The 26,500-nt window shown below is 52.6% G+C and carries 24 protein-coding genes and 1 pseudogene; 15 read left to right on the forward strand and 10 right to left on the reverse strand.

From position 1 onward, the window contains the following. Positions 1-525, forward strand: coding sequence for a helix-turn-helix domain-containing protein (locus NYE26_RS00005; RefSeq protein ID WP_339253042.1), 525 nt, complete (start codon positions 1-3; stop codon positions 523-525). On the opposite strand, the pseudogene NYE26_RS00010 reads toward NYE26_RS00005, so the two are convergent. The 3 genes and pseudogenes from NYE26_RS00010 to NYE26_RS00020 form a co-directional block, all read right to left on the reverse strand. Then, positions 522-638 (reverse strand): annotated as a pseudogene (locus NYE26_RS00010) (flavin reductase family protein); the annotation flags it as partial. The gene NYE26_RS00005 and the pseudogene NYE26_RS00010 sit on opposite strands and share 4 nt — an antisense overlap. Positions 639-656: 18 nt before the next feature. Next, complete coding sequence (locus NYE26_RS00015; RefSeq protein ID WP_339253044.1) at positions 657-1,100, reverse strand: SMI1/KNR4 family protein; 444 nt, start codon at positions 1,098-1,100, stop codon at positions 657-659. Positions 1,101-1,306: 206 nt separating this feature from the next. Beyond that, complete coding sequence (locus NYE26_RS00020) at positions 1,307-1,717, reverse strand: hypothetical protein (protein WP_339253046.1); 411 nt, start codon at positions 1,715-1,717, stop codon at positions 1,307-1,309. A gap of 238 nt (positions 1,718-1,955) precedes the next feature. Between NYE26_RS00020 and NYE26_RS00025 the strand changes: the two genes are divergently transcribed. The 9 genes from NYE26_RS00025 to NYE26_RS00065 all read left to right on the forward strand — a co-directional run bounded on the left by NYE26_RS00025 (position 1,956) and on the right by NYE26_RS00065 (position 10,611). Next, positions 1,956-2,648: a response regulator transcription factor gene (locus NYE26_RS00025; protein ID WP_036723597.1), complete on the forward strand. Its 693-nt coding sequence runs from the start codon at positions 1,956-1,958 to the stop codon at positions 2,646-2,648. Beyond that, positions 2,645-4,123, forward strand: a complete 1,479-nt coding sequence (locus NYE26_RS00030) for a HAMP domain-containing sensor histidine kinase (protein ID WP_339253048.1) — start codon at positions 2,645-2,647, stop codon at positions 4,121-4,123. The genes NYE26_RS00025 and NYE26_RS00030 overlap by 4 nt, the downstream gene beginning before the upstream one ends. A gap of 103 nt (positions 4,124-4,226) precedes the next feature. Continuing rightward, positions 4,227-5,348: a hypothetical protein gene (locus NYE26_RS00035; RefSeq protein ID WP_339253050.1), complete on the forward strand. Its 1,122-nt coding sequence runs from the start codon at positions 4,227-4,229 to the stop codon at positions 5,346-5,348. A 209-nt stretch (positions 5,349-5,557) separates the two neighbouring features. Then, positions 5,558-6,100 carry a MarR family transcriptional regulator gene (locus tag NYE26_RS00040; RefSeq protein WP_209876242.1) on the forward strand — a complete coding sequence of 181 codons (543 nt, stop codon included), beginning with the start codon at positions 5,558-5,560 and terminating at the stop codon, positions 6,098-6,100. Between the two features lie 42 nt (positions 6,101-6,142). Further along, positions 6,143-7,597 (forward strand): aryl-sulfate sulfotransferase, encoded by a 1,455-nt coding sequence (locus NYE26_RS00045; RefSeq protein WP_339253054.1) that lies wholly within the window; start codon positions 6,143-6,145, stop codon positions 7,595-7,597. Between the two features lie 47 nt (positions 7,598-7,644). Next, entirely contained in the window at positions 7,645-8,673 is a 1,029-nt protein-coding gene (locus NYE26_RS00050) for an ABC transporter substrate-binding protein (RefSeq protein WP_339253056.1), read from the forward strand. 22 nt (positions 8,674-8,695) lie between these two features. Then, a complete protein-coding gene (locus tag NYE26_RS00055; protein WP_339253058.1) occupies positions 8,696-9,484 on the forward strand; it encodes an ABC transporter ATP-binding protein in 789 nt (262 codons plus the stop codon). 18 nt (positions 9,485-9,502) lie between these two features. After that, positions 9,503-10,279 carry an ABC transporter permease gene (locus tag NYE26_RS00060; protein ID WP_339253060.1) on the forward strand — a complete coding sequence of 259 codons (777 nt, stop codon included), beginning with the start codon at positions 9,503-9,505 and terminating at the stop codon, positions 10,277-10,279. A gap of 95 nt (positions 10,280-10,374) precedes the next feature. Further along, the gene (locus tag NYE26_RS00065) at positions 10,375-10,611 is read left to right on the forward strand and encodes a hypothetical protein (RefSeq protein WP_036723590.1); all 237 of its coding nucleotides are present in this window, start codon (positions 10,375-10,377) and stop codon (positions 10,609-10,611) included. An 814-nt stretch (positions 10,612-11,425) separates the two neighbouring features. Here the strand turns inward: NYE26_RS00065 and NYE26_RS00070 are convergent. Genes NYE26_RS00070 through NYE26_RS00080 form a run of 3 tightly spaced genes read right to left on the reverse strand, consistent with a single transcriptional unit; the run spans position 11,426 to position 14,788 of the window. Next, complete coding sequence (locus tag NYE26_RS00070) at positions 11,426-12,508, reverse strand: mannose-1-phosphate guanylyltransferase (protein ID WP_339253063.1); 1,083 nt, start codon at positions 12,506-12,508, stop codon at positions 11,426-11,428. After that, positions 12,501-13,607 carry a glycosyl transferase gene (locus tag NYE26_RS00075; protein WP_051477883.1) on the reverse strand — a complete coding sequence of 369 codons (1,107 nt, stop codon included), beginning with the start codon at positions 13,605-13,607 and terminating at the stop codon, positions 12,501-12,503. The genes NYE26_RS00070 and NYE26_RS00075 overlap by 8 nt, the downstream gene beginning before the upstream one ends. Beyond that, positions 13,607-14,788 carry a glycosyltransferase family 4 protein gene (locus NYE26_RS00080; RefSeq protein ID WP_036723587.1) on the reverse strand — a complete coding sequence of 394 codons (1,182 nt, stop codon included), beginning with the start codon at positions 14,786-14,788 and terminating at the stop codon, positions 13,607-13,609. The genes NYE26_RS00075 and NYE26_RS00080 overlap by 1 nt, the downstream gene beginning before the upstream one ends. A 201-nt stretch (positions 14,789-14,989) precedes the next feature. Here NYE26_RS00080 and NYE26_RS00085 point away from each other — a divergent pair, with 201 nt between their 5' ends. The 3 genes from NYE26_RS00085 (at position 14,990) to NYE26_RS00095 (ending at position 16,868) form a co-directional block, all read left to right on the forward strand. Then, on the forward strand, positions 14,990-15,286 hold the full coding sequence (locus NYE26_RS00085; RefSeq protein ID WP_339253067.1) for a helix-turn-helix transcriptional regulator: 297 nt from the start codon (positions 14,990-14,992) through the stop codon (positions 15,284-15,286). Then, positions 15,252-16,199: a DUF1861 family protein gene (locus NYE26_RS00090; RefSeq protein ID WP_036723585.1), complete on the forward strand. Its 948-nt coding sequence runs from the start codon at positions 15,252-15,254 to the stop codon at positions 16,197-16,199. Before NYE26_RS00085 ends, NYE26_RS00090 begins: the two co-directional genes overlap by 35 nt. 84 nt (positions 16,200-16,283) lie before the next feature. Then, a complete protein-coding gene (locus NYE26_RS00095; RefSeq protein WP_339253070.1) occupies positions 16,284-16,868 on the forward strand; it encodes a 50S ribosomal protein L25 in 585 nt (194 codons plus the stop codon). A gap of 126 nt (positions 16,869-16,994) precedes the next feature. Here NYE26_RS00095 and NYE26_RS00100 read toward each other — a convergent pair whose 3' ends face one another. The 3 genes from NYE26_RS00100 to NYE26_RS00110 form a co-directional block, all read right to left on the reverse strand. Beyond that, positions 16,995-17,936, reverse strand: coding sequence for a carbohydrate ABC transporter permease (locus NYE26_RS00100; protein ID WP_081751059.1), 942 nt, complete (start codon positions 17,934-17,936; stop codon positions 16,995-16,997). A 41-nt stretch (positions 17,937-17,977) separates the two neighbouring features. Further along, a complete protein-coding gene (locus tag NYE26_RS00105) occupies positions 17,978-18,862 on the reverse strand; it encodes a sugar ABC transporter permease (protein WP_339253073.1) in 885 nt (294 codons plus the stop codon). Between the two features lie 83 nt (positions 18,863-18,945). Continuing rightward, the gene (locus tag NYE26_RS00110; protein ID WP_339253075.1) at positions 18,946-20,241 is read right to left on the reverse strand and encodes an extracellular solute-binding protein; all 1,296 of its coding nucleotides are present in this window, start codon (positions 20,239-20,241) and stop codon (positions 18,946-18,948) included. A gap of 617 nt (positions 20,242-20,858) precedes the next feature. Between NYE26_RS00110 and NYE26_RS00115 the strand changes: the two genes are divergently transcribed. Together NYE26_RS00115 and NYE26_RS00120 are read left to right on the forward strand one after the other, a co-directional pair. Continuing rightward, positions 20,859-22,889 (forward strand): S-layer homology domain-containing protein, encoded by a 2,031-nt coding sequence (locus NYE26_RS00115; protein ID WP_339253077.1) that lies wholly within the window; start codon positions 20,859-20,861, stop codon positions 22,887-22,889. Between the two features lie 23 nt (positions 22,890-22,912). After that, positions 22,913-25,456, forward strand: a complete 2,544-nt coding sequence (locus tag NYE26_RS00120; RefSeq protein WP_339253079.1) for a hypothetical protein — start codon at positions 22,913-22,915, stop codon at positions 25,454-25,456. Positions 25,457-25,548: 92 nt separating this feature from the next. Here the strand turns inward: NYE26_RS00120 and NYE26_RS00125 are convergent, their stop codons facing one another. Then, complete coding sequence (locus NYE26_RS00125) at positions 25,549-26,265, reverse strand: GntR family transcriptional regulator (RefSeq protein ID WP_036723582.1); 717 nt, start codon at positions 26,263-26,265, stop codon at positions 25,549-25,551. Between the last annotated feature and the right edge of the window lie 235 nt (positions 26,266-26,500).

Genomic DNA, 26,500 nt, shown 5'->3' on the forward strand with positions numbered 1-26,500 from the left:
TTGATAGATAATAACAAAGCCGGGCAGAATATATTGAACTTAAGGAAGGGGCTATCCCTGACCCAAACAGAACTGTCCAGCTTAGTTGGCGTAAGCCATCAGGCGGTTTCTAAGTGGGAACAGGGAGACTGCCTGCCTGATATCGGGGTGTTGCTGAAGCTTGGACAGGTCTTCGGGAAGTCGGTGGAAGAGCTTCTGTTAGGGGATAGTGTTAGCGGCGATTCAGCTTCTGAGAAAAATATAAGCCCTCCCATCGAGCTGCCAGATGAGGTCTGGACGCAAGCCTTGAATCATATCCAAGGCCGCATCTCACCACCCAGCTTCAACACCTGGTTCAAGGGCACGAAGGGGAAACAGCTGGGGGAGACTTACTGCGTCTACAGTCCGAGCCGTTTTGCTTCAGAATGGTTATATCACCGTTATTCCATTTTGATTGTACCGATTCTCGAAGATATTACAGGCACATCCAGCCTTAAGGTCGAGTTCTGCTCTATGGGAGCATGGGACACCAACCGTAAGGGTTAGGTTTCTATCCGGTAGGTTTTGCCGAGCTGATGACCCAGACCAAAATAATGGCGGAAATTGAAGAGGAGTGGACTCCATTTCAGAGGATCGAAATGATTGTCATCCATAATAATTAGGTGCAAGGAATGAAGCTACCACTCCATAAAATTCTCTTCAATCAGCGCAGCAAACGATTCTGCGATCACCTCGTAATCCCCGTTATCATGGTCGATGAGCAGCACGCGGCCCTTGGGGTCAAGCAGGATTGGGTTGCCCGAGCCGTCCATGGAAAAGACTACACTTCGTGCAAGCAGCCCGCTCATAGGGGTATCCTTGTAATCCTCGCGGAAGGACAACGTTAACTCGATCACACTCTCCCGTCCGATGGAGGAACCGTTGCTGAAGGCGTGTACGGATAGTCCGGCATAAGCGCCGCCAAAGCTTCGGATGAATTGAACATAATCCTGATCCAGCGACAGACCCAGTTGCTTCTCTGCCTCAGCGATTTGTTCCTCTGTTGCCGGTGTACCGAGCAGATTCTGATTCCCCTCTTTGGTTAAAAAAAGCTGCAAACGTTCCATTAGCGCATCATTCATAGCTATTCCTCCACTTCTAAGAGTATCTATTAATCATAACAAGAGCGGGACTTAGGTCAATAGTGCTCTTTGAATGATCTGAATGTGTTGCTGCGAAGGCATATGAGCCGGATATAAAAAAAGCTGTCCCATACGCAGTAAGTCTGCGAAAGGGGCAGCTTTTTAAATACTTTCAACCCTATTTAGTTATCGCTGCGCCCATTCACTCAGCCAAACGAAGTTTCGACACTCTGCGCGACAATCTCCCTGAGCTCGGCCTTCTGTGCGTTGAACTGCTGCGGGGTGATGCTGCCGCTGGCGAGTCTGGCTTCGAGCTGCTGGGTCAGCTGCTTGACCTGCAGGTTGATGACCTGGGTCACGTTGCCGCCATGCTCTTCTGCGATGTTACGCAGGGACTTGCCTTCATATAAGGCGTCGTACAGCTCTTCGTCAGAGGTCGGGTTCAGGTTCAGGGCATCCAGCAGCTCATCGGTATCGGCCACATCAGAGGTGGACCATTTGGCGACAGGAAGGGTATGTAAAGCCGGCTTACCCCAAGCCGTTCCTCCGAACGACATAGCTACGATCATTGTTCCTACAATCATTACACGCTTAATATTCATATGTTTTATATTCATGTGTATAATCCTCTTTTCGTGGTTGGTTATATCGGTCAAGGTTCATCATTTACGGCGGCTAGTGAACTTCAGCTAAGTACAGTTTACCCAATAATACTGAAATGAAGCTTAAGTCTTCTTAAAGATAACCTAAACTTTGCTTGGCTCTGCCGGTTCCTTGCTCCGGCTTCTTCATCTGCGTTATTCTTGAAGGGCAGTAACAGATCAGAACAAGCGTGAGCGGAAGGATGAACCGTCTATGAAAAAAATACTGGTCGTCGATGACGAACCGGCCATTGTAAGTGCGATTGCCTACGCGCTGCGGCGTGAAGGCTATGAGGTCGATACTGCCGGTGACGGGGAGGAAGCGCTGAGCAAGGCGAATACCTTCCGTCCGAATGTGCTGGTGCTGGATGTAATGATGCCGAAGCTGAGCGGTTATGATGTCTGCCGCAAGCTGGAGGACAGGGATGATATTGGAATCATCCTGCTGACTGTCAAGAATGATATTGTTGATAAAATTGTCGGTCTGGAGCTGGGTGCAGACGATTATATGACCAAGCCCTTCGAGATCCGCGAGCTGCTGGCCCGGGTGAAGGCGCTGCTGCGCCGGCTGGAGAAGAATACGGCTGAGGTTCGCAGTGAGCTGATCGAATACGGCCTCTTGCAGGTTCACCCGGACCGGCGCAGCGCCGAGCTTGGCGGGGAGCCGCTGGAGCTGACCCCGAAGGAATTCGATCTGCTGCATCTGCTGCTCTCGCACCCGCAGCGGGTGTATATGCGCGAGGAGCTGCTGGAGCAGGTCTGGGACATGGACTATGCCGGGGGAACGCGCACCGTGGATATTCATATCCAGCGGCTGCGCAAAAAGCTGGGCGAGCCCTACCAGAATATCCTGCAAACCGTCTACGGTGTAGGCTATAAGGCAGTGCCTGCGGGGAGCTACTCATGAGAATCAGCATCAAGCTGAAGTTCAGCCTGTTCCTGGCGGCGCTGCTGATTCTGGCCGTCGGCGTGCTGAGCTACTTCGTCCTGCGCGGCGTGGAGCGCAATGAGCTGAGCCAGACGGAGCACAATCTGGCCCAGCACGTCAACACGGTCAATCTGCGCGTAAAGCAGACATACTATACCGGTGCGCGCCTTACGCCGCAGGTCTTCATGCAGCAGCGCGGCAAGGCGCTGGCTGCCGAGCTGGCCGGATTCACCGGCCTGGAGGTGACCCTGTACGACAGCCAGGGCCAGCAGGCGGGCACCTCGGCGCAAGGCGGGCCTGGGCCTGGGCCGGGTCCGGGCAAGCCGGATCTCAGCACAGCGCTGAAATACGCGCTGAATAACAAGGTCGCCTACCAGAGTGAAGGCGACAAGCTGTTCTACCTGGCCCCGCTGCAGGGGCCGGAGGGCCAGATGGGCGTGGTGCAGCTGCAATACTCCCTGGAGGGAGCCCGCAGCTTCCAGCAGACGCTGCTGAATCTGTTCCTGACGACAGGCGGCGTGGTTCTGGTGTTCAGTTTCATCCTCGGGTATCTGTATTTCAACCGTGCGGCTGCCTCCATCGGGCGGCTGAAGAAGGCGGCGGAGGATATCCGCGGTGCCAACTATATCACGGCTCCGCCGGTGCGGCGTAAGGATGAGCTGGGGGAGCTGGCCGAGGGCATCTACTTCATGAGCCGGGAGATCGAGCACAGCATTGCCGCCAAGGATGAAGAACGGCGTAAGCTGGAGCTGGCGGTGGAGAAGCTTCAGGCGCTGGAGCAGCAGCAGAAGCAGTACATCGGGAACATCAGCCATGAATTCAAGACGCCGCTGACCTCGATTAAGGCGTATGTTGATCTGCTGAATATGTATGACGATGACCCCAAGCTGCTGCATGATGCCAAGCTGAGTATCGCCAAGGAAACAGAGCGGCTGTACGAGATGGTGGAGAAGGTGCTGCAATTAACGGCGCTGGAGAAGTATGATTTTGAATCCCAGGCAGAGCTGCTGGAGGTTGAGAGTACGCTGCGCGATATCTGCGGACGGATGAAAGGCAAGGCGGAGCGCTACGGCCTCACAGTCACGCTTGACGCCCAGCCCGCGCATATCTGGATCGATAGAGAAAGCTTCATGCATATCTTCATCAATCTGCTGGACAATGCGATCAAATATAATGTCCCGCAGGGGAGTGTTCATCTGTACAGTGAGGTCAGGGATCAGCGGGTATGGATCACCGTGCAGGATTCCGGCATCGGCATTCCGGAGGCGTCGCGGGAGAAGATCTTCGAAGCGTTCTATACGGTCAATCGTGACCGTTCCAGAGCCTCGGGCGGCACAGGGCTTGGTCTCTCGCTGGTCCGTAATCTGGTGGAGAAGCAGGGAGGAACCATTGCCTTGTTGGAAGGCTCAGGCGAAGGGGCGGCGTTTGAGCTGTCTTTTCCGCTGGTGACCTGAAGGGATAAAGTTTACAAGTTGGAGATATTTGCGATGCGGTTTGGAAATAAGCGTCCGGTATGCTGAAGAGGCTACATGAGCGATGAGCTGGAGGGAAGCCTGAATGAATCATAAGAGCCATAGAGCCAGGGGCAAGATCTGGAGCATTCTGCTCTGCGGAGCTGTTCTGCTAACGGTTACTGCCTGTAGTACTGAGAGCACAGATACACGTGAGGTTGTAGAGAAGGCAGGCCGCAAAATTACAGTCCTCGATAATATCAGCGAACCGGTCTATACAAAGCTGAAGCTTGCGGGCATACAGAAGGTGGAGGGGGTGCGGGGGACGGATTTTGCCGGTGAGGATGTAATGGTAGTGACCAAGGAGAACCGCAGTCTTCCCTCACAGATTATTGAAGGACAGGAACGGTATCCGCTGAATCTCTATCTGCATACCATGTCCACAGGTGAGGAAGCACCGCTTCAGACGGGAGAGCTGAATTACGGCGCGCCGCAGTTGTCTCCGGACAAGATGCATGTTTTCTACAAGGAGCTGTATGACCCCACAGGATTCGGTTATATTATGGATCTGTCCGGGGGTGCACCGGTGAAGGTAAGCGATGCAGAGTTTCGGGTGGAGGAAGGAAAGTGGGCGGATGACGCGCATGTGATTTTTCCTGATATGGAAGGCAATATTCTAAGTGCAGATCTAACCGGCAAGCAGGAGACGATCGTGAAGACGGGCATCCCGTATGTGCATGAGGTGGTTCAGACCGGCAGCCGGATTCTCTATGTTACAGGTGAAGACAGCCAGCTTAGCGCCTATGACATAGCGACGAAGCAGACCAAGGTGCTGCGAAAGAATGTGATCTGGGCGGTTCCTTCTCCGGACGGAAGTCAGATGGCGATTGTCGAGCGTATCGGACGCGGAGAGATGACTCTGAAGCTCTGTGACAGCGAAGGCAATGAGCAGTCTAAGCTAGCTTCAGGGCAGCAGATCTTCGGCACCAGCTGGTCGCCGGACGGCAAGCTGCTGGCTTATGCAGTCACGGCGGCCGGTTCAACGGATGACCAGCAGGACCTGTTCATTACCGAGGTGGAGACCGGAGAGCAGACGCCTGTGCTGAATGATTTTCATCTGGCTGATCCTCTCCACTGGAGTCCGTCCGGTAAGAAGCTGCTGGCTACAGCTACGGTGCTGGAGGATAATATCTATCAGTTTCTGACCTACGTGGTCAGCCTGTCGTAACAATTTTGTAATTCTTACTTGACAGGTTGGTTTAAGGGGGTATATGATAACAGCAATACTTCACCGCTAATTAAATGAACAGTGAAATAATCGCTGTGAACATCATACCTGAGATTTGAGCTGATTGGACCACCAAAGGCTCCCGTTACAGTTCCCGAAGAGGGAATGGACCGGGGGCCTATTTGCGTCCCGTGGAGGAGAGAGAGGGCATGGAGGATAGACAGTGGGAGCAACTGGAGCAGGCGGATCATCTGTTCCGTAAGCTGGTACGCAGGTTCGTCAAGGAACGCGACCGGGTAAGCGTGGAAGGGGTGGCCTTGCCGGGAATGCTGATTCTGCACAAAATCATCCGCGACGGAGAGCAGCGGCTCGGCGATCTGGCGGAGCAGCTTGATTTCACCTCAGGCGCCATAACGGCGCTGAGTGACAAGCTGGAGGCGGGCGGATATACGGTACGCAGGCGTAAGGAGGATGACCGTCGGACCGTGCTGCTGGATATTACCGCCAGTGGCCGGGAGATGGTGAAGCGTAACGGCAACATCGGTGCCAGGTGTATTACGCTTCTGTTCGAGGGCTTTACGGAGGAAGAGCTGGAGCAGCAGAGCCGTTTCTATGAGCGGATGATCGGGAATCTGGAAGGGTTCTCGGAGACGCTGCTGGAGCTGGCCCAGCAGAATGCTGCCAATCCCGTTCCCGCAGAGCCTGAACAGAAGCCGCGAGCAGTTACGAAGAGCAATTATCTCAGCTACTGAGGAATGAAGAGGATACTAACCTAATGATGAGGAGAGATGAGCATGGGACATTCCACAATATTTCCAACAGGGGCAACCATATATAACCCGGCCAAGGCATGGAGCGGCTACACGGTATTTCAGGCGGGCGATGAGGGCGTAGTGCTGATCGACATGAGCGGCAAGGAGGTACATCTATGGCAAGGGCTAATCGGTTTTCCGGCCAAAATCCTTCCCGGTGGCTATGTCCTGGGCAGCACCGGCAGAAGAGATCCCAAATTCGGCATTCAGGATAATGTCGATCTGGTGCAGGTGGATTGGGAAGGCAATGTGGTCTGGAGATACAACAGCTATGAGCTGATCGAGGACCCTGGGGCCGAGCCGCTCTGGTATGCCCGCCAGCACCATGATTACCAGCGGGAAGGCAATCCTGCCGGATACTATGCTCCCGGGCTTGAACCTTCGGTTAACAGCGGGACAACGCTCATCCTGGCGCATAAAAATCTGCATAACTCCGAGATTTCCGACAAAGAGCTGCTGGATGACACGATTATTGAAGTGGACTGGGAAGGTAATGTCCTCTGGGAGTGGGCGGCCAGCGATCATTTCGCGGAGCTGGGATTCGACCAGGCGGCGCGCAATGTCCTGTTCCGCGACCCCAACACCCGCTCCTTCGGCGATCTGGGCGGCGGCGTAGGCGACTGGCTGCATATTAACTCTGCGTCCTATGTGGGGCCGAACCGGTTCTATGATCAGGGAGACGAGCGCTTCCACCCGGACAATATTATCTGGGATGCCCGTGAGGCGAATATCATCGCGATCACGGATAAGCGCAGCGGGGCCATTGTCTGGCGCTTGGGCCCGGATTATTCCCTGCCCGAAGTGAAGCATATCGGCTGGATTATCGGCCAGCATCACGCCCACATCATTCCGAAGGGGCTGCCGGGGGAAGGCAATCTGCTTGTATTCGATAACGGCGGTTGGGGCGGCTACGGTCTGCCGAATCCGGCATCGCCCTTCGGGCAGAAGAATGCGCTACGCGATCACTCGCGTGTGCTGGAGATTAACCCGGTGACGCTTGCGATCGAGTGGCAGTATACTTCGGCGGAGGCGGGATTCTCCATTCCGACGGATTCCTATAAGTTCTACAGCCCGTATATCAGCTCGGCGCAGCGGCTTGCGAACGGCAACACGCTGATTACCGAAGGCTCCAATGGACGGCTGTTCGAGGTCACGGCAGCGCATGAGCTGGTCTGGGAGTATATCTCCCCATACACCGACCGCCGCAATACGAATATGGTCTACCGTTCTTACCGGGTACCCTATGCCTGGGTGCCGCAGCTTACGAAGCCGCAGGAGCTTGCGATTGAGCCGCTCGATGTGTCCAGCTTCCGGGTGCCGGGAGCCGCGCCGAAGGGATCAGATTCGGTCGTGCAGGTAGCGACGACGCTGCCTTTTACAGAGGGAGCTGCCTGTGTAGCCACTACGGATGAAGGCAGCGTCCGGCGGGCCAAGTAGAGACTCAGGCAGGCTTCAGAAATTCATAGACGAAGAGGTGCGTTCTTGTGACAAAATCAAGGTACAGCTTAAGCCTTCTGCTCTTATCCTTATTTCTGGTACTGGTACTCTCCGGCTGCAGCTCCAAGGGAGATGCGGCAGCCTCTGCGGGAGAGGGCAGCGGAACACCGGAGACCCTGAAGATCAGGATTGCTGATATCAACACGAATCCGACCTTCCGGGTAGCCCTTAAGCAAGGCATTTTCAAAAGCCACGGCATCGATGCGGAGATCATCAACTTCGGGACGCCGGCGGAGGGAGTGAATGCGCTGTTCATCAAGCAGGTGGATGTGGCCTTCGGCGCGGATTTTCCGGTGCTGAACGCCGTTGCCAAGGGCGACTATTCGATCATCGCTTCCGCCGGTCAGGCCACGGATCAGGCAGCGGCAGTATGGAAGCTGTACGCTAGAGACGACATTCAGTCTGCCGCTGATTTGAAGGGCAAGAATCTGAGCTTCCTGCGCGGGACGTTCCTGCCGTATCTGTGGGATGAATACCTGAAGGAGCAGGGCATCGCGCTCAGCGATGTGAAGCTTACAGGACAGGGGGCCTTCGACGAAGCCTTCATTGCCCTGAAGCAGGGGGATGTCGATGCCGCCTGGTTCAGCGGTTCAGCGCTGACCGATAAGCTGGCTGCGCTTGAGGGCGTGCATGAGCTGACCGATATGTCGAAGACGCCGGTGCGGCTGGGGATGGGAATCGTAGCCGAGAATGCTTTTGTAGAGGAGCATGCTGAAGGCATTGGGGCTTTCCTGGCAGCGGTGGATGAAGCTTCGGCGTATGTGCAGGAGCATCCGGAGGAAGTGGCGGAGCTGATGTTCAAGGAAGTGAAGCAGCCGAAGGAAGCAACGCTGAAGGACCTGCCGGCGAATCCGTGGAAGGTGGGCTTCACCCAGGCTGCGTATGACAGCCTCGCCGGACAGAAGAAATATATGGTGGATACAGGGATTATCACGCAGGACTTTGACCTTGGCAGCAAGTTTAAGCTGGAGCCGCTGAAGCAGGCGCTGCCGGATAAAGTGACCTATCCGAAATAAATAAAACCACAGGAGGTGCCCCATGTCTTTATCTGCTAAACCAGCGGCAAGGCAGCATGCTATTCATATTGAGCAGCTGCGTAAGAGCTACAGTGAACCGGCAGCCGGAGATGTCCACTACATTATTAAGGATGTAGATTTGGTGATCAAGGGCGGAGAATTCTTCGTGCTGCTTGGCCCAAGCGGCTGCGGCAAATCCACGCTGCTGAATATGATCGCGGGGTTCGTCTCCAAATCGGGCGGACATTTGCGTGTAGACAACATTGAGGTGGATAAGCCGGGCCGGGACCGGGCGGTGGTATTCCAGCAGGCAGATTCGTCCCTGTTCCCCTGGCTGACGGTGCGGGAGAATGTAGAGTTCGGACTGCGGATGAAGAAGGTGGCCAAGGCAGAGCGCCAGAGCTTATCTAGCCGGTATATCAAGCTTGTCGGGCTGGACGGTCATGAGGACAAATTCCCGAAGGCGCTGTCGGGGGGGATGAAGCAGCGGGTACAGCTGGCCCGGGTGCTGGCGAATGATCCGGCGATTCTGCTGATGGATGAGCCGTTCGGCGCGCTGGATGCCATGACCCGGCGGACGATGCAGAAGGAACTGGTGCAGATCTGGCAGGAGACGCATAAGACGGTGATCTTCGTGACCCATGATATTCAGGAAGCGCTGCTGCTGGGGGAGCGCATCGGCATTATGTCGGTAGGGCCCTCCTCCAATATCACAGACATCTACGACAATACGCTGCCCTTCCCGCGGGATGTGGCTTCACCTGAATTCTACGCGCTGTACAGCCGGATTCAGAGCCATTTTGAAGAATAGGACGGGAGGTGACACCTGATGAGATGGGTGGAAAAGAAATGGGTATCCATATCCCTGCTGTGGCTTGCCGTACTCTTCCTCTGGCAGCTTGGCGCCTGGGTGTATGGTCCCGATGTCATTCCCGGGCCGTGGGCCACGGCACGCGGCGGGCGGGAGCTGGTGGAGGACGGGACGCTGGTGCAATATATCGGGGTCAGCTTGTACCGTGTGCTGATTGGCTGGGTGCTCGGCAGTCTGCTGGCTATTCCGGCAGGACTGATCACCGGCAAAGTGAATGCTATACGCCTGTTTGCCGAGCCGTTCCTGAATTTCATCCGCTTCATTCCGCCGATTGCCTTCATTACACTCTTCCTGGTCTGGTTCGGCATCGGGGAGCAGTCGAAGATCGCGCTGATTATGTACGCCACCTTCTTCATTGTGGTGCTGAATACCCTGACCGGAGTCATGTCGGTGGAGGAGGATAAGATCCGCTCCGCACGCAGCATGGGGGCCAGTGAGTGGCAGATTCTGCTGCATGTCATTGTGCCTTCGACGATTCCTTATATTTTCACCGGTGTGCGTCTGGCGATGGGCACCTCCTATATGGCGATTATCGGCGCCGAGATGATTGCCTCGAACGAAGGGGTAGGGTATCTGATCTGGAACTCGCGGTTGTTCTTCCGTACGGACTGGATCTTCGTGGGGCTGATTAGCCTCGGCTTCATGGGCTTCTTCACAGACCGGGTCTTCGGCTGGTTCGGCCGGAAGGTGCTCTACCGCTACGGTGTGGTCAGCGTGGCTGCGCACAGAAGATAAAGGAATGGCTCGGATCGGTTAGAAGCAACGGCATTCGTGGTATAATGGGGGAAGCTGCAAGCAAGCAGGATGAACAGGAAGGAGCAGTACCCCCAATGGAAGTAACCGCACAGGAAGTAGCGGAGTGGATGGTGAAGGAGATTAAGTTCACAGGAACTTTATACCAGACCGCTGCGATTGAATATGTGAAGGCGAATTTCGGTGAGGAATTTGTATTCGTGAATGAGAATGGCAATGCCTCGTTATCCAAGGAAGTGAAGAAGGCCTTCCGCAAGCTGCATGGCGGCCGGATCGCCTGGGACCGCGACGGATTCCTCTGGGCCTGGACCTGAGGCTGAACGAGTAGAGGATAACCATAAGAACATAACAAAGGGAGCATTGCTGTAATAGCAGTGCTCCCTTTTGTTATATTCCTGCCCTTAATACAACATTTTCCTCATTACATTGGCCCAAATCCAAGATTGTTGTAAAGAAGGCAGTATTTTCACTTGTTCATCCGGTTTAGCAGGGCGAATCCTGCAATTTCTACAACAATTCAACAAAAACACAGCTATAGAGGAATCAAAATTGTATAACGTACAACATTTGTGCCTACCGTGCTACTAGTACAGTGTCAGATTTAAAAGGGTGAGTAGGAGCGATAAGGTATGAAGAACTTAAAGAGTGAAGTCATTGGACCAGATGTATGCGAAAAAGAGAACACATTGTGCTGGCGCCAAGGTAATCCGCCCAAATGTATACGAAAAACGGAACACAATCGCAGCATCAGATTTAATAGGGTGGATAAGCTTGCGAAACTCCATCCCAAAATCTAACGGACCGGAGAGGCCTTATCCCCACGAGAACGCCACCTTTTGCAGCGTAACGGACTTAGGCGACCTTATCGCCTCTCTACGAGACGTTTCGGAGCTGAATTGCAGGGGATAAGCTCCATGGGGTCCGTTACCCGCCCAAGTGACGACTTTCTTACTTAATAAGAGCGCCTCAGTCCGTTACGCTAAGCCAAACGTCCCTGAAGAACAACCCCCGCTTGGAAAAGATGATATTTTGAAGGGGAATTGCATCTGTTCCACCTTTTTAAATCTGACGATCTACTAGGAAGCTCTCCATCATAGTAAGAAGTCTTCATTCTGCGGGTGTCATCCCCTATACATATTCCAGCATGCCCTTGTCCTTGAGCAGATCCACAATGTCTTTGACGGACTGCGCCTTGTCCTTAGGGCAGATCATGAGGGCATCCCCCGTGTCGGCGATGATGAAGCCGTCTACGCCGATGGTGGTGATCAGACGCCCGTTGCCATAGATAATGGAATTGCGGGTGTCGATGCCGACATGATTGGCCTTGATAATGTTGCCTTCATCATCAGGCGGGAAGATGGCGCCGAGTGCATCCCAGCTGCCGATATCATTCCAGCCGAACTGGCCGGATAGCACCACTACCTCATCAGAGCGTTCAAGTATGCCATAGTCAATGGAGATATTCTGCAGCAGCGGATAGATCCGGTTAATCGTCTCCTGCTCCTGTTCTGTACCGAGCGCTTCACTGATCGGCAGCATCGTATTATATAGCCGCGGCAAATAACGCTTGAAGTTATCGATAATGACCGAAGTTTTCCAGATGAAGATTCCGCTGTTCCAGAGATAATTGCCTGAGGCCAGATACCCCTGTGCCTTCTTGAAATCCGGCTTCTCCACGAATTCAGCTACATCGTATACGGCAACCGGCTTGACTGCGATCGGCTCCTGGTCATAAGCGATGTAGCCGTAGCCGGTGGAGGGGAAGGTCGGCTTAATCCCGATCGTGACAATGGCGTCACTCTCCATCGCGACGGTGCAGGCTTCGTCCAGCGTAAGCCGGAACTGCGGCTCATCGGTAATGTAGTGATCGGAAGGCAGGACGACCATTAGGGAATCCCCTTCACTCATCTGCTGGATGGAGAAGGCGGCGAACAGGATGCTTGCTGAAGTATTCCGGGCCACAGGCTCGATCAGAATATTGCTTTTCTGAACACTACTGTGCATAATGCTCTCCAGCAGGACCGCCTGGGTGCGGTTCGTTACAATAACGGTATTCTCCTGCGGGATGATGCCCTTGAAGCGTTCGATCGTATCGTTCAGCATAATATCGTTGCCGCTGATGTTCAGCAGCTGCTTGGGGATTTCCTGTCTGGACAACGGCCAGAAGCGGGTGCCGCCACCGCCTGCAAGTATGGTTGCGTATTTATCCATGATGAGTCACCAGATGGGCAATCGAGAAGGATATAATGCTCTCCGATCCCTGATTGAGGTTCAGCCCTGAGCTGTGAATGCCGTCGTAGCAAGCCCCGGACTGGGGGTCAATCAGGGAGATCTGCAAGGAATTATTCCCTGTATACCAGGCGTAGCACAGGTCAGCCCGCTGCAGATAAGCCGGGTCCTTCAGCACAACGGCCGCTTCCTCGCAGGCCAGCAGCATTTCGCAGGCTTCGATGGGCTGTTCATCATATAACGCAGGGCTGCCGCCGCGCAGCAGCCAGCCGTGGCTGCCAATGGGCTTGTAATAGCCTTCCGGCGCGAAGGTCCGGGAGATCAGGAAATCGAGGCTTTCCTTAGCCGTGATTCTCAGCGCCGGATTGCCGGAAATCTTGTAAGCCTTAAGCAGCGCCCAGGGCAGCATCGAGTTACCATACGTAAGACTGTCTTCATACCAGTTCCAGCCTTCGCCCTTGGTGAGATTGTATTGGTCATTCAGCCGGACGGCAACAGATTCAATAAGTTCTGTGATGAAGGCTTCAGGCAGGAAGGCGCGTTCTTCTTCTGTACTTGGTATATGCGGATAAGGGAAGGAGTAGGTAAGTGCTCCTGGAGTCCCGGGTAAATAGCTGAGTCCGATCACGGCATAGGCCAGAGCCCGGGGTGACCGCAGGCCTGCGATATGCGGCAGCGCCTGGTTGATTAAATAACGGCAGGTATTCAGCAGATTATCAGGCAATATGGAGGAGTAGGAGAGTACGAAGCCCAACGCCCAGAGGGTACGCCCCTGGCAATCCTCAGAGCCCCGTTCTTCCAGGAAGGAACGGTTATAGTCCATGAAGTTCCGGAAGTTGCCTTCTTCAGTCTGTGCATGGTGGACGAAAGAGAGGTACGTATGGATCAGGTCGAGGGAGGCGTTGTCCTGATTTTTTTTGTACATCAGAACGGCTGCAATTAGAGCCCGCGCATTATCATCGGTAGTGTAGCCTTTGGCACGGTCGGGAACTCCGAATTTCGTATGCTGAAAAATCCCCGTATCATCGGTAATCCGGCGCATATAGTCCGGCTTGAACTGTAACACCGCTGGCGCCTGCATCAGATCACACTCCGGTCAGCCGGTGTGGCAAGGCCTATAATGTCCTGGAAGATGGCGGCATAGGTCTTCGCAACCTCACTCCACATCATTGTACTGCCGAGTTCCTGTGTACGCTGTTCCATATCCCGGACTTTGGCCGGACTGTCCAGCAGCTCCAGAATACAGGCCTCCAGGGAAGCCGAATCGCGGAATTCTGCCAGCAGTCCTCTGCCTCCCGCCAGCATCTCTTCGGCATAGCGGTAAGGGGTGGAGATAATCACTCTGCCATAGCCGACTCCATAAGCGAGTGTTCCGCTGACGGCCTGTTCCTTGCCCAGATAAGGAGTCATATATATATCCGACATCACCAGGGACTCAATGACCTCTTCCTGGGTCAGCAGCTTGTCGACGAACAGCACATTATTGACCAGGTCTAATTCATGCACCAGATCGGTCAGCTTTTGCCGGTAGACTTCACCGGTCTCCTGCTTAACGACCGGATGCGTCTTGCCCCAGATGATATAGAGCGCGTCAGGATGCTGCTTCACTACGCCGCTCATAGCCTCAATCGCATATTCAATGCCCTTGCCGGGACTCAGGAAGCCGAAGGTCGAGAGGATTTTGCGTTCCCCGAACTTGTATTGAAGCTTCAGCTCTGCACGGGTGGAGGTCTGGACAAAAGGAACGCCGTGATGAATGAATGCTATTTTGGCGGCGTTAATATGATAGACAGAGATTAGATCCTCTACTGTGGATTGGGCCATGGTCACCACCTTGACGCTTCCTTCGGCGAGCCGGGTGATAATCTCATGCTGCTTGGGGGTAGGCTTGGTTAAGACAGTATGGAAGATAACCACGTAAGGGATCTGAAGCTCTTCTGTGAACTGCAGCAGATATTCGCCGCTCTCTCCGCCGTAGATGCCGAATTCATGCTGAATGACTAGCAGATCGGTATCTGACTGGTTGATGTCCCTGGCTGATTCTATATAATCAGATAGCTGATGTTGGTTGATTTCCCGCATGACCTGATCCGTGTAACGGTAGTTCCCGTTGTTATTCATGGCGATGATGCGCGGTTTGTTGAAGCCCTGAAGCTTCGTGAATTCATCCAGCAGATCCTGGGTGAAGGTAGCAATTCCGCATTCTCTAGGCAGGCTGGTGGACAGGAAAACAATATTTTTATTGCGGTTGCTGTGGTTCATAATAGAAAGCCTCCCTATTGATTATCGAACTTTTGGGGACAAAAAAAGAAAATAAAGAGGACTTTATTTTCCGGGGATGAGTGGTATAAAGTTTTGTTTCTGCAAATTATTTCCTGACCAAACTATAACATGACCATTTAATCTTGTCAATTTATTGACTCCCTTGAAATCACCGGATATAGTGATGTAGGAGGTGTATGGATGCCAGTCATACGCAGTAAATTGAGTGAGGTTATGGATAAGCATGACCCGAAATTATCGATTCGCAAGCTAGCGAAGGACATTAATTACCATTTCGATTCCGTTCGGCGGATGTACAAAGACGAGATGGTGCAGTATCCCCGGGATCTGCTGCTGAAGCTGTGTACGTATTTCAATATTCAGCCTGGGGAATTGATCCGGATGGAACCGGATGAGAACGATTGGGCAATAGATAAGGCAAATGAATATGAGGAGGAAGGCAATGACAAGGAGCCCGGCGAAGACAGCAACCTGTAATGAACTGCTGGATACCTTTTATGCCAATCTCCGTACCGTGCACGTGGAGAAGCTGGTCTTCTCCGGCGTGGGCGGACGCGATGTATACAATATAACAGCCCCGTTCCTGCATGACGGGGAGGAAGTAATCTTGGGAAGAGTTGAGGAACGGGATAGCGAGTTCTCTCAAGTCTTCTTTTTTACATCCGGCGCAGATGGGGTATGGGTTCCCCGTGCGCATACCCATACCTATAATCTGCAGGACCCCTGCGTAACCCGCGTTAAGGGAGAATTGATTGTCGGCGGAGTTGAGGTGATTACGGCTGGGGATAATCCGCCCAAGATAGTCTCCTGGGTCACCCAGTTTTACCGGGGATACCGGATCGACTCGCTTCATCACTTCGCCTCCGGTCCGGAGCTGATGAAGGATATCCGGCTGATTGAGCTTCAGGATGGCAGAATCGGTGTACTGACCAGACCGCAGGGAGAGCGGGGCGGCAGAGGACAAATTGGCTTCACCATTATTGATTCACTGGAGGAGCTGCATGAACAGACCTTACTGGAGGCGGAGATTCTGCAGCATCAATTCGTGCCGGAAGAGTGGGGCGGAGCCAATGAAGCCCATCTGCTGCGCAATGGCCATATAGGTGTGCTGGGGCATATTGCCTGCTTCGACCGTCTGGGGAAGAAGCATTACTACTCTATGGTCTTCTCGCTTAATCCGGACACTTTGGAGACTACCCCGGTTAAAATCATCGCAGCCAGAAGCGATTTCCCGATCGGTCCGGGCAAACGTCCTGATCTGCAGGATGTCATCTTCAGCGGCGGACTGGTACGCGGAGCGGACGGCCGGGCGGTATTGTCTGTAGGCGTCAGCGATGCGGAAGCCTATAGAATCGAGATCCCTGATCCTTTTGCCGAATATGAAGTCTGATTGCCGCAGGTTTGACTAGATTCTATGGTCATGTTACACTTGAGGTGACAAGAATTTATGGTCGAAGAGAGCGGGAACCAAGCAATGAGTAAATTTATTCAACTAAGCAATCGTACGTCTGACACGAAGTCCAACCTGAATGTGGCAAGAAAGCAGGGCCGCATCCCGGCTGTACTGTACGGAATTGGTAAAGATACTCTTAGTCTTGAAGTGAACGAGAAGGAACTGCTGGAAGTGCTGAGAACGAATCCGCGGGCGATCCTGCAAGGGAAATTGACCGACGGTACAACCGTTCCGGTAGTGGTTCAGAACATCCAGAAGCAATCCATGTCCGGTAAAGTGCTGCATATTGATTTCCAGCATGTGAACATGAGCATCAGCATGGACAGCAAGGTGACCATTCATTTTGCAGGCGAAGCTGTTGGCGTCAAAGAAGGCGGCGTACTGCAGGTGGAAATCTATGAAGTAGAAGTCCGCTGTATGCCGGGCGATCTGCCTACTTCCATGGAAGTGGATATCAGCGGCCTTGCCATCGGCGACCAATTGCTGGTGTCGGATCTCATTTTCCAGGATGGCATTGAAGTGCTAACCGATCCAAGTACGGTCATGATTCAAATCAAGACTGTACATGAAGAAGTTGAAGAACCGGTAGTAGTTACTCCGGCTTAAATACAGTATGACGCATAGCCCTTCGGGCAGAACGTCTTGGAAGCTCATGATATATCATGATTCCGCTACGTCTGCCCGAAGGGGCTTTTTGTTGTTGTGGGGGACAGGAAGGAAGTCAGGGGGAGGTTATTTCAGCGCCCCTTCTGTCAGGCCGGCAACGATATAGCGGTGGAAGAAGAGGTATACGACAATCATTGGGAGCGTAATAATCGAGAGTGCTGAGAACAGCAGCTTATAGTCGGTCATATACCGGCTGGAGAAGGCCAGCAGACCAACCGGTATCGTCTTCAGTGCATCATTCTGGATGTACAGCATGGCCAGCAGCAGCTCATTCCATGCATTCAGCGCTGAGAAGATCCCGACGGTGGCCATGTTCGGAATAAGCAGCGGAAGGATAATCCTGCTGTACATTCTCCAGTTGCCGCAGCCGTCTATCCGGGCAGCCTCCAGCAGCTCTTTCGGTATAGAATCCAAGTATGCCTTGAGCAGGAATATGGCCAGCGGAAGGCCGGTTCCAATGTAAGGGAGGATTAAGCCCATATAGGAATCCTTCAAATTCAGCTGCTCAAAAATATAGCTCTGGGCAATGAAAAAGGATTGCAGCGGCATAAACAGTCCGAATACGAACATCAGCATCAGGAAGCTGCTGCCGCGGAAGCGGAGCTTGCTGAAGGCGAAGGCTGCGAGGCTCGCGAAGAGCAGAATGCCCGCAACGGTGGCCGAGGTTACAATTACACTGTTGCCGGCGTAGGTGCTCATATTGCCGACGGTCCAGGCTTTGGACCAGTTCTGGAGATTGATCTGTTCCGGCAGTGCGAATGGAGCGGAGAAGATCTCCCGGTTCTCACGGAAGGAGGAGAGAATAAGCCAGAGAATCGGGTAGAAATAGAAGCAGGAAATGAAGATCATGAACAGATAATACAGAATATGCGAGAACGCTCTGCGGCTGGCCGCTTCCCCGCCGCTGTAAGCGTCTTTCTTGAGATCCAGGGCTGTGGTCGTCAAGCGGTACACCTCACTTTCGTATAATGTACATGTATCGGGGTCCCCGCAAAGTACCTGAGTCATCACCCGAAGCCTCTTTCAGAGGACTGCGAAGCCGTGTCTTTCTAATACTCCAGTACACTGGAGTCTTTCTTATTCAGTCTGCCGGCCACAAGCCCGATCACTGCGATCACAATTGTCATGATGACGGCAAGTGCGGAGCCGTAGCCGATGCTCATATGGGTAAAGACTACTTTGACCAGGTAGGTCGTAACGATTTCGGTTGAATTATACGGTCCGCCGTTGGTCATTACATAGAACAGATCGAAGGACTGGAAGCCGGTAAGTACACACAGCATGATGCCTGTCTCCACCAGATTACGGATCATGGGCACCTTGATTTTGAAGAAGATCTGTCCTTCCCCTGCGCCGTCCAGATAGGCCGATTCATAGACTTCTCTAGAGATGCGCTGGATTCCTGAATAAAAGATGGTCATATAGAAGCCTGCGTAGACCCAGCCGGATACGATGCAGATGGCATAAAGCGCGGTATCGGGGTTGCCCAGCCAGACACGGGTCCAGCTCTCCAGGCCGATCTTCTCCAGCAGGATATTGATGAGACCAAAGTCGGAATTATAGACGAATTTCCATAAGTAGGAGACGACTATCATCGGCAGCATGACGGGCACGAAGAAGGCGAGCCGGAAGAGTCCGCTTCCCTTGCGGCCCATCGTGATCAAGCCTGCGAGCCCGAGTCCGGCAATGACTTCAACAAAGACAGTGGCGACAATATAGATAAGCGTGTGTCCGTAGGAGTTTATGTAGACACGGTCCTGAAAAGCCCGGATGTAGTTGTCGAAGCCGGTGAATTTCATAGTGCCGATCCCGTTCCAATCGTAGAAGCTGAATACGAAGGTCATAAGGACGGGGACAAGTACAACAAAGCCAAAGAGCAGGAGGGCTGGAGATATGAACAGGTAGGGAGAGAACTTATTGCTTCGGCCGGACATGGGTCCACCTCCAATTCAAGATATAAGGGGGGATGCGTAATCTTCGATTTCCGGATGAAGCCGCCTTATGGACGTACTCATCGTTACTTTAGAGGGGCGATAGTTGTCTCCAGCTCAGCCAGAGCCTCTTCAGGTGATTTAGCGCCGCCGATAACTTCAGAGGTGGCCATATTGATCGCGTTGGCAACTTCGATGGAATAGCCGGTATCGGGCGGCGACACAAGCGCTGGAGCATTTTCCATCAGATCGTTCAATTCCAGCGAGAGCGGAAGCATGGTCTCCTTGTCGATCCCGTCTTTGGTAATCGGAACAGCTCCGGCATCGGACAGCTTCTTGGAGGATTCGGGGGAGCTGTAGAGCTTCATGAATTCAATGGCCTCGTCGATCAGCTTGGAGTTTTTATTGACCACCATTCCGTTCAACACGCCGATTACACTCTCCTGATTGCCCTTGCCGTCCGGTATGGCCGGAGTATTGAAGTAGCCAAGCTCAAGTTCCGGCGTCTCTTCGACTGCGGTCGGAGCGAGCCAGCTGCCGATCGGGTGCATGGCACCGCTGCCGTTCAGGAACAGCATGTCCGCCTCACTGTCGCTTGCGGCAGTTACATTCTCGTTAATATAGCCTTTATCCCAGAGTTCCCGTACGTAACCGTAGGCTTTGACGAAATCAGGCGAATTGAACGGCTGCTTCAGCTGCATAGCCTCACTGTAGGCGTCTTCGCCCACAACCCGTGAAATAATATGGGCGACCCAGTTGCCTGCCGTCCACAGATCGGAGTTGCCGATCACGAGCGGGGTGATGCCTGCCTGCTTGATGGTCTCGCATAACTTAAGGAATTCCTCCCAGGTAGCTGGCGGCTGAAGACCCAGATCATTGAATACCGCTTTATTGTAAAAGATTACGTTCGTCACATCGCCCGCAGTTGGAATCATATACGTCTTGCCGTCGATCACCATACCATTGAAGGTACCCTCCGCGAACATATCCTTCAGTCCTGAGCTTTGGAGCTGCTCTGTAATATCCGCCGCATAACCGTCCGCTACTCTTGTCTGCAGGCGCTGCCCCGCCCATTCAAAGTACAGGTCAGGAGCGTTCTTGCCGCTTAGCAGATTTGGCAATCCGATCGTCTGATAGGTGTCATCGTCCTGATAGCTGAATTCCACTTTAATCCCCTGATGCTGCGCTTCAAACTCCTTGCCGATCGTTTCCCAGACCTTGATTAATCCTTCGCCGGGCGAACCCATAGCAATACGGAGTGTTTCCGGTTTGGCACCGGAGCCTCCGTTATTGGCCGGGCTGTTATTAGAAGCTGCAGAAGAGCAGCCCGTTAAGGCGGTAACCAGCATCGTTGAGATCAGTGCAATCATCCGTTTGTTCATTTGTTAATCGCTCCTTTGATTGGTATTGGCAAATAAGTTGACGCGACTACGCTCTTTATCCTTAGTCCCTACTCTCCCCTACGCGTTCACACTCCTAAATGTAATGTTATATGACTCATCTGAGTGAGGTGTTTCTGATTTTTGTGTGTGATTGATTGAGCAATGAAAATTTGTAGTAACAATATTGCTTTCATTATTCATGATAGCAAGAAGCCTGTCAATTGTTTTTTCATGCAAAAAGACATATAAAAATCATTTTATCCAGAAAGTAAGCAGTAAGTATTTTTGACCAATGGATTATTGTAAGCGCAAACAACATTGATTTTACATGGAAAATTACGATGCTATGGGAGTTTGTGGAAAATGGAGGAAGAATATCTCTCTAATTAATAAATGTATTGACAATTTGTTATGATTAAAAATAGAATGTGGGTAAATGTTACTACAATAACATTAATGATATGACATGGAGGTGACATGAAAAAATCTGCCAATTTGAAAAGATAACCTGAAAAGGATGTCACCCCTGGAGATTATGCAGCACATGCTTCCGAAGCAGTTGTGTACGAAGTTATCAACTGAAGTACCGCTTAACAAAACCTTGAGGAGGAGTGCATATGAAGTTCAAATGGAAGCAGACGCTTGGAGTATTCGCCGTAGTGTCATCCGTGGCGTTTACGGGCATGCCCGCAGCATCTGCAGAAGTAGCGGAGAGGATTCCTGCATGGGCCGCAGAGGAAATAGCCTCGTGGAAAGAGATGGGGCTGCTCAAAGGCAATCAGGAAGGTCTCGTTCTGCCGAATGAAGGAATCAGAAAAACAGAATTCGTCGCCCTGATTAACCGGATCTTTCATTTCAGTGAGGAGAGCGGCCAGAGCTTTACTGACGTCCCTAAGACGGCATGGTACGCCTCTGACATCAGTAAAGCGGTTGCTGCCGGTGCTCTTATTGGTAACGGCGAAGGCAGGATCAATCCACTGGAGGTCCTGACCCGTGAGCAGGCGGCGCTGATTCTCAGCAGAGTATTTAATGTTGCAGCCTCCGGGAATACCTTCGTTCCGTTTACCGATGATGCTCAACTTGCCGGCTGGTCCAAGGAAGCGGTCTATGCTATGAAGGAAGCTGGTTATGTGGCGGGCACACCGCAAGGCGCGTTCCAGCCCAAGAAGGCACTGACGCGGGCCGAGGCCGTGAAGATGATGAATAACACCATGGGCCTCTTGGTTGCCGACGGAGGAGATCATTCGGGAACCTCCGGCAGCAACCTGATTGTTAACACAGCTGGAGGCACGCTATCGGATCTGAACTTCTCAGGGAATGTATATATTACTCCCGGCGTTGGCGAAGGTAATCTGAGTTTCATCAATGCTAAGATTGGAGGCACCGTTTACATAAACGGCGGCGGTGTGAACAGCATCACCTTAACGGACAGTCATGTGGGCAGAATTGTAATCAGCAAGCCCGCTTCTCCGGTAAGGGTTCTGCTGAAGGGGAAGACGATAGCCGGGAAGATTGATGTAACTTCTGCTGCCCGGATTGTCAATGAATCGGATCAGACGGTAAGTACCGTTAACCTGCTTACGCGGGCTTTCGATGCTGTCTCTGTATCAGGGGATGTTAATGAATTGAATGTAGCTGCACCGGCAAGCTTCACGCTGGAGGGCGGCCAGATTGGAAGCTTCAACGTCTCGTCCAAAGCAGGCGGCTCAGCGATTAAGCTGAATAAAGGCGGGGTTGTCAAGAAAATGACCTTGAACAGCGCAGCAACTATAACCGGTGAAGGAATAATCGCAGAAGCGGTGGTCAATGGAGAAGGCGTTTCTTTTTCTGTCAAGCCGGACAAGCTGACAGTCAATGCTGCGGAGGTAACGATAGGCGGACAAGACTATGATGCTTCAGGACATCTGATCACTTCAGCGGCCGGCCATTCGGGAGGAACCGGTTCAAGCGGCGGCACGGGAAGCCCGGCCCCTACTCAGGCTCCAACCTCAAGCCCGGGTACAGGGAGTCCAACGCCAACTCCGACACCAACAACGAAACCAACACCAACGCCAACCCCGACACCAGTGCCGACACCGACACCAACAACGAAACCGACACCAACACCAACAACGAAACCAACACCAATACCGACACCAACAACGAAACCGACGCCGACACCGACACCAACACCAACACCAACAACGAAACCTACCCCAACCCCAACACCTGAGCCCAAAGGTCCGGAGCTGTATACCTATGCCGAAGCCTTAAGCTCCTTCAGCTCCACAGGAGCGGAAGGATTGGCCAAGCAATACCTGACCTTCCTTCAGGACCCTTCATACACGCCTTCGATAGCGAACAAGGATGTGACCATGCCGAACCTTGTGAATGCAATAACCTTTGTAAATTATGAATTTAATATCAAACCTTCCATATTCGCTTCGATGCGGGGGATTAACACCTCTGTATTGGACAAAACCCGGACTTATTTGTGGATCGGAACAGACAGCGGAGTCACCAAAATCAATCTCGTCACGAATGAAATGACCAGTTATTCCGCACAAGGCAAGCAATTGTACGATGACAAGGTGCTTCTGCTTTTACCGGATGAAAGTACGGGTGTACTGGTTATTACACAAACCGGCGTATCGCATATCTACCAATAAGGAAAGGGGAGCTTATCATGTACATGATGAAAAGAAATGGCGTGAAGATCACGGGTGCACTGCTTGCCTTAACGCTGTTCGTACTGCCGGCAGCGCCCGTGCTTGCGGAGAAGCTGCCGGGTGCGGGCTACTCTCCTGTTCAGCTGGAGGCTGTGCAGACCAAGGAAATGACCTATTACAAAGCCGGATCTGCCTCCATCCCGGGCACCCTTGAATGGGTCACCGGTACTGCTGCGCTCAAATTCCTGCCGCTCTCGGTAACCGGTGATGTAACCAGTGTAGTTCTGGACGGGGGGGTCTACTGGATTGGAACGGAGACCGGCCTGCAGCGGGTTGACTTCGGCGCAAGCGACACTAAGGATATCGTTCAGTATATGGCCGGACCGAGGTATTTGTACGGCGGCGACGATCATGTGACAGGGCTTGCCAGCGACGGGAAGGGCGGCATCTGGGTCCGGACGGCAAGCGGTGTGACCCATATCGCCATGCCGGAGAAGACGCTGCACGACAAATCGTTTATCTATGAGGATCTTGTGGAGTCGATTCTTGACCGGCGCGGTATGGTTCATGGCGCAGGCTTTACATTTACGGAGACGGACAGCACGCTGGATGCGGTCAATTACAACTCTAAGACCGGAGTATTCACCTCCACACCTACCACCAGTGACAATGACGGTCTATGGACAGCGATGTATGCAATGGGAGAAATATTCCGCTATAAAGCACTGCAGGAGCAGTACGGAGCCAGCCCGGCTTCCGGGGAGCAGGCGGAAATTGCTGATGCAAGAGCGGCGGCGCTTAGAGCGACCAAGGCCGTTCTGCTGCTCGATTATGTCTCCGGACGCGGAAACGGATTTCCGGCACGCTCCTATATGCTGACCAGCGAAGCGAGTGCGGCTACAGTGGGCAATTCAGTGTACGGCTACCAATCTCAGAACGGCTTCTGGTTCCAGAACTTTGTCGGGCCGGACATGACTAACCCGAATGGAATCATTCCAAGCATGCAGCGTAACGACGGGGTGGAGCCTATCGGCTATTCCATGGTGAGGGTAACCAAAGACGCAGAGAACAAAAAAGGCTCCACGCTGTTCCCGAGCGGAGGTACGGATGTGCTCAATTACAATGGGCTTGGGCTCAGTCAAGCCGCCATTGACGAGCTGAACCTGACGCGTCCTGAAGGCCAGAAGCTGGGGATTGATATCAAGACACGGGTTGGAACTACCGTAACCGGCGCAGTATATCAGGTGCTGCCTGTCATTACGGCCGCCACTAACAACAATGACGCGAAGGAAGATAAGACAACGGGCATCAATAATAAGCCGCTGTTTCAGCTGACAGCTCCCGTCTATGAGCAGATTCCGGAATTCTTTAATGATTTGTTCCCGGATAGCGCAATTGTGGACGGCCATATCGACATGAACCAGATTGTGTATAAGGCAGATACTTCTGCAGATGAAGTGGATGGCCATTATGCCATGTTCTATACAGCTTATAAATATCTGGTTGGTGACAGCACCGATCCTGAACTTCTTGAGCTGAAATCCCTCATTGAAGAAACCACGCACCGCATGACAGAGCTGATTTTGAAGGACGACCATTATTATATTGAGGATGCCACCGGCAAATCAACACAGTGGTCCAGATGGTTCGCCAAATACTTCAACGACAGCCTTGGCGTTATGGAGCAGCAGGTACAGTGGCAGTCCAAGATCGGCGTTGACGAAAAAGGGGATGATGCGCTGTCCTACGGTTACGAAGACGGCCCGCTTAACGCACTGCAGGTCATGGCTGCGCTGAAATCAGCAAGCTATATTGTCGCAGCGAGCTATCCGGCTGATTCGGCCAAGTATGAGCTGGCGTATGAGCAGGCTTTTGCAGGCAGCTACAGTAAGGAAGAGCCGTATATCAACGGTAAAGGCTATATGGCCATGGCACAGGACTATATTGAGCGCAGACTGGTGCGTCAGGCTACCAATGCTTACAGCGAGAACGACAACCAGCCGGTAACTATGGATAATGCAGGCGATGGCACGAACACCAATGCGACGCTTCATAATGACTGGACCCAATATATCAATTACTCGGATGAAGAGCTGGGCTGGTTCCCGGTATTCATACTTGTTACGCTTGAGCAGGATGCAGGCAGACATGCGCAGATTGTAGCAGCCTATGATCAATGGTACTCCAATGAGGTGCGGGAGGAGAATCCGTTTTACACCTTCCTCTACCAGCTTGCGCATCCGGACAAAACTGATGTCGATCTGCAGTCGGCGGTCCGCTTCCTGTACCGTTTCCCTGAATTCCAGATTGAATTCCCGGTGCAGTGGGACCGTCAGGATGTGCTGTATATTGAACCGGGTGACCGCGATGATTATAAACAGACGAACTACGCACTGGCTCCGGATGAGCGCCGCATCATTAAGCATAACTCGAATCCGTTTGAAAATGACAGCCAGACTACCGGGGCCAATCCGGGGTATAACTACCATTCAGGCAGCATTGAGGCGGGTTCGGTATTCACACTGCCCTACTGGCTGGGGCGCTATTTTGAGATCATCAAGGAGTAACAGGGCTTACTGAACTGAAGGTAACGGAGCCGGAGCGCCCCATCCAGGGGTGCTCCGTATGCTCTCTGCGCTGACGGTCGCCCGGCCTTCCTTCATCCAAACTGTCTCTCGATAGTATAGCTGGGGAAATCACCCCGGAATACGCCGAAGCTGTATTCCAGAGGGGAACCGTCGGCCAAATACGTAAAAGTTCTCACTTGCAGGCAGGGGGAGCCTTCTTTGACACCAAGCAGCCTGCTGGCTGTTTTGTCCGCGAGTACAGGCTTCAGCTGCTCCACAGAGCGGTGGGCCTTCAGGTTATACTCTGACTCAAGGAAGGAGAAGAGCGATCCATCCTTATATTCATTAATGAGCCCCGGGGCGAGATCCCAGGCAATATAAGTAGTCTCATACAAGAGTGGTTCATTATCGGCATAGCGGAGCCGCAATAGCTGGTTTACCGGTGCTTTCAACGGAATATTGAGGAATTCATTGAGCGGGATTTCCGCAGGTGTCACTTTGGCTTCAATAATTGTACTGGTCGGCTCTTTGCCGCTCATCAGCACATCTTCAGTGAAGCTTCGTTTCTGGTTAAGCTGGAGCTCCTTACGTTTGACAAAGGTGCCCTTACCCTGGTGCCGCTCAAGAATATCCTGAACCTCCAGTTCGCTGAGCGCGAGGCGGATGGTAGTCCGGCTGGCGGAGAACATCTCGCATAACGCGGCTTCGGTGGGAAGCTTCTCTCCGACAGCATAGAAGCCGGATTGGATCTGTTTGAGCAGTTGTTCTTTAATATTGAAATATAATGTATTATTTGTTCTCTTTGTCATTACAAGTTTCCTCCGATGCCAATTTGTTATATTATATCACGGAAAAAGAGCAGGAGAAACCATATGGAAATGACGGGATTTTGAATCCATAATGTGTGCACCCTTTGCCGGGTATAGAGATTCACAAATCATTTGAGCGATTAGAAAATCCAATGAGGAGAAAAAAGGTTAAAAAAGGACATGTATTTGTAGGAACAATAAATAGAATTGTTATTATAAACATCTAACCGGGGCA

The sequence above is a fragment of the Paenibacillus sp. FSL P2-0136 genome, assembly GCF_037975325.1.
GTDB classification, from domain to species: domain Bacteria; phylum Bacillota; class Bacilli; order Paenibacillales; family Paenibacillaceae; genus Paenibacillus_AQ; species Paenibacillus_AQ silagei.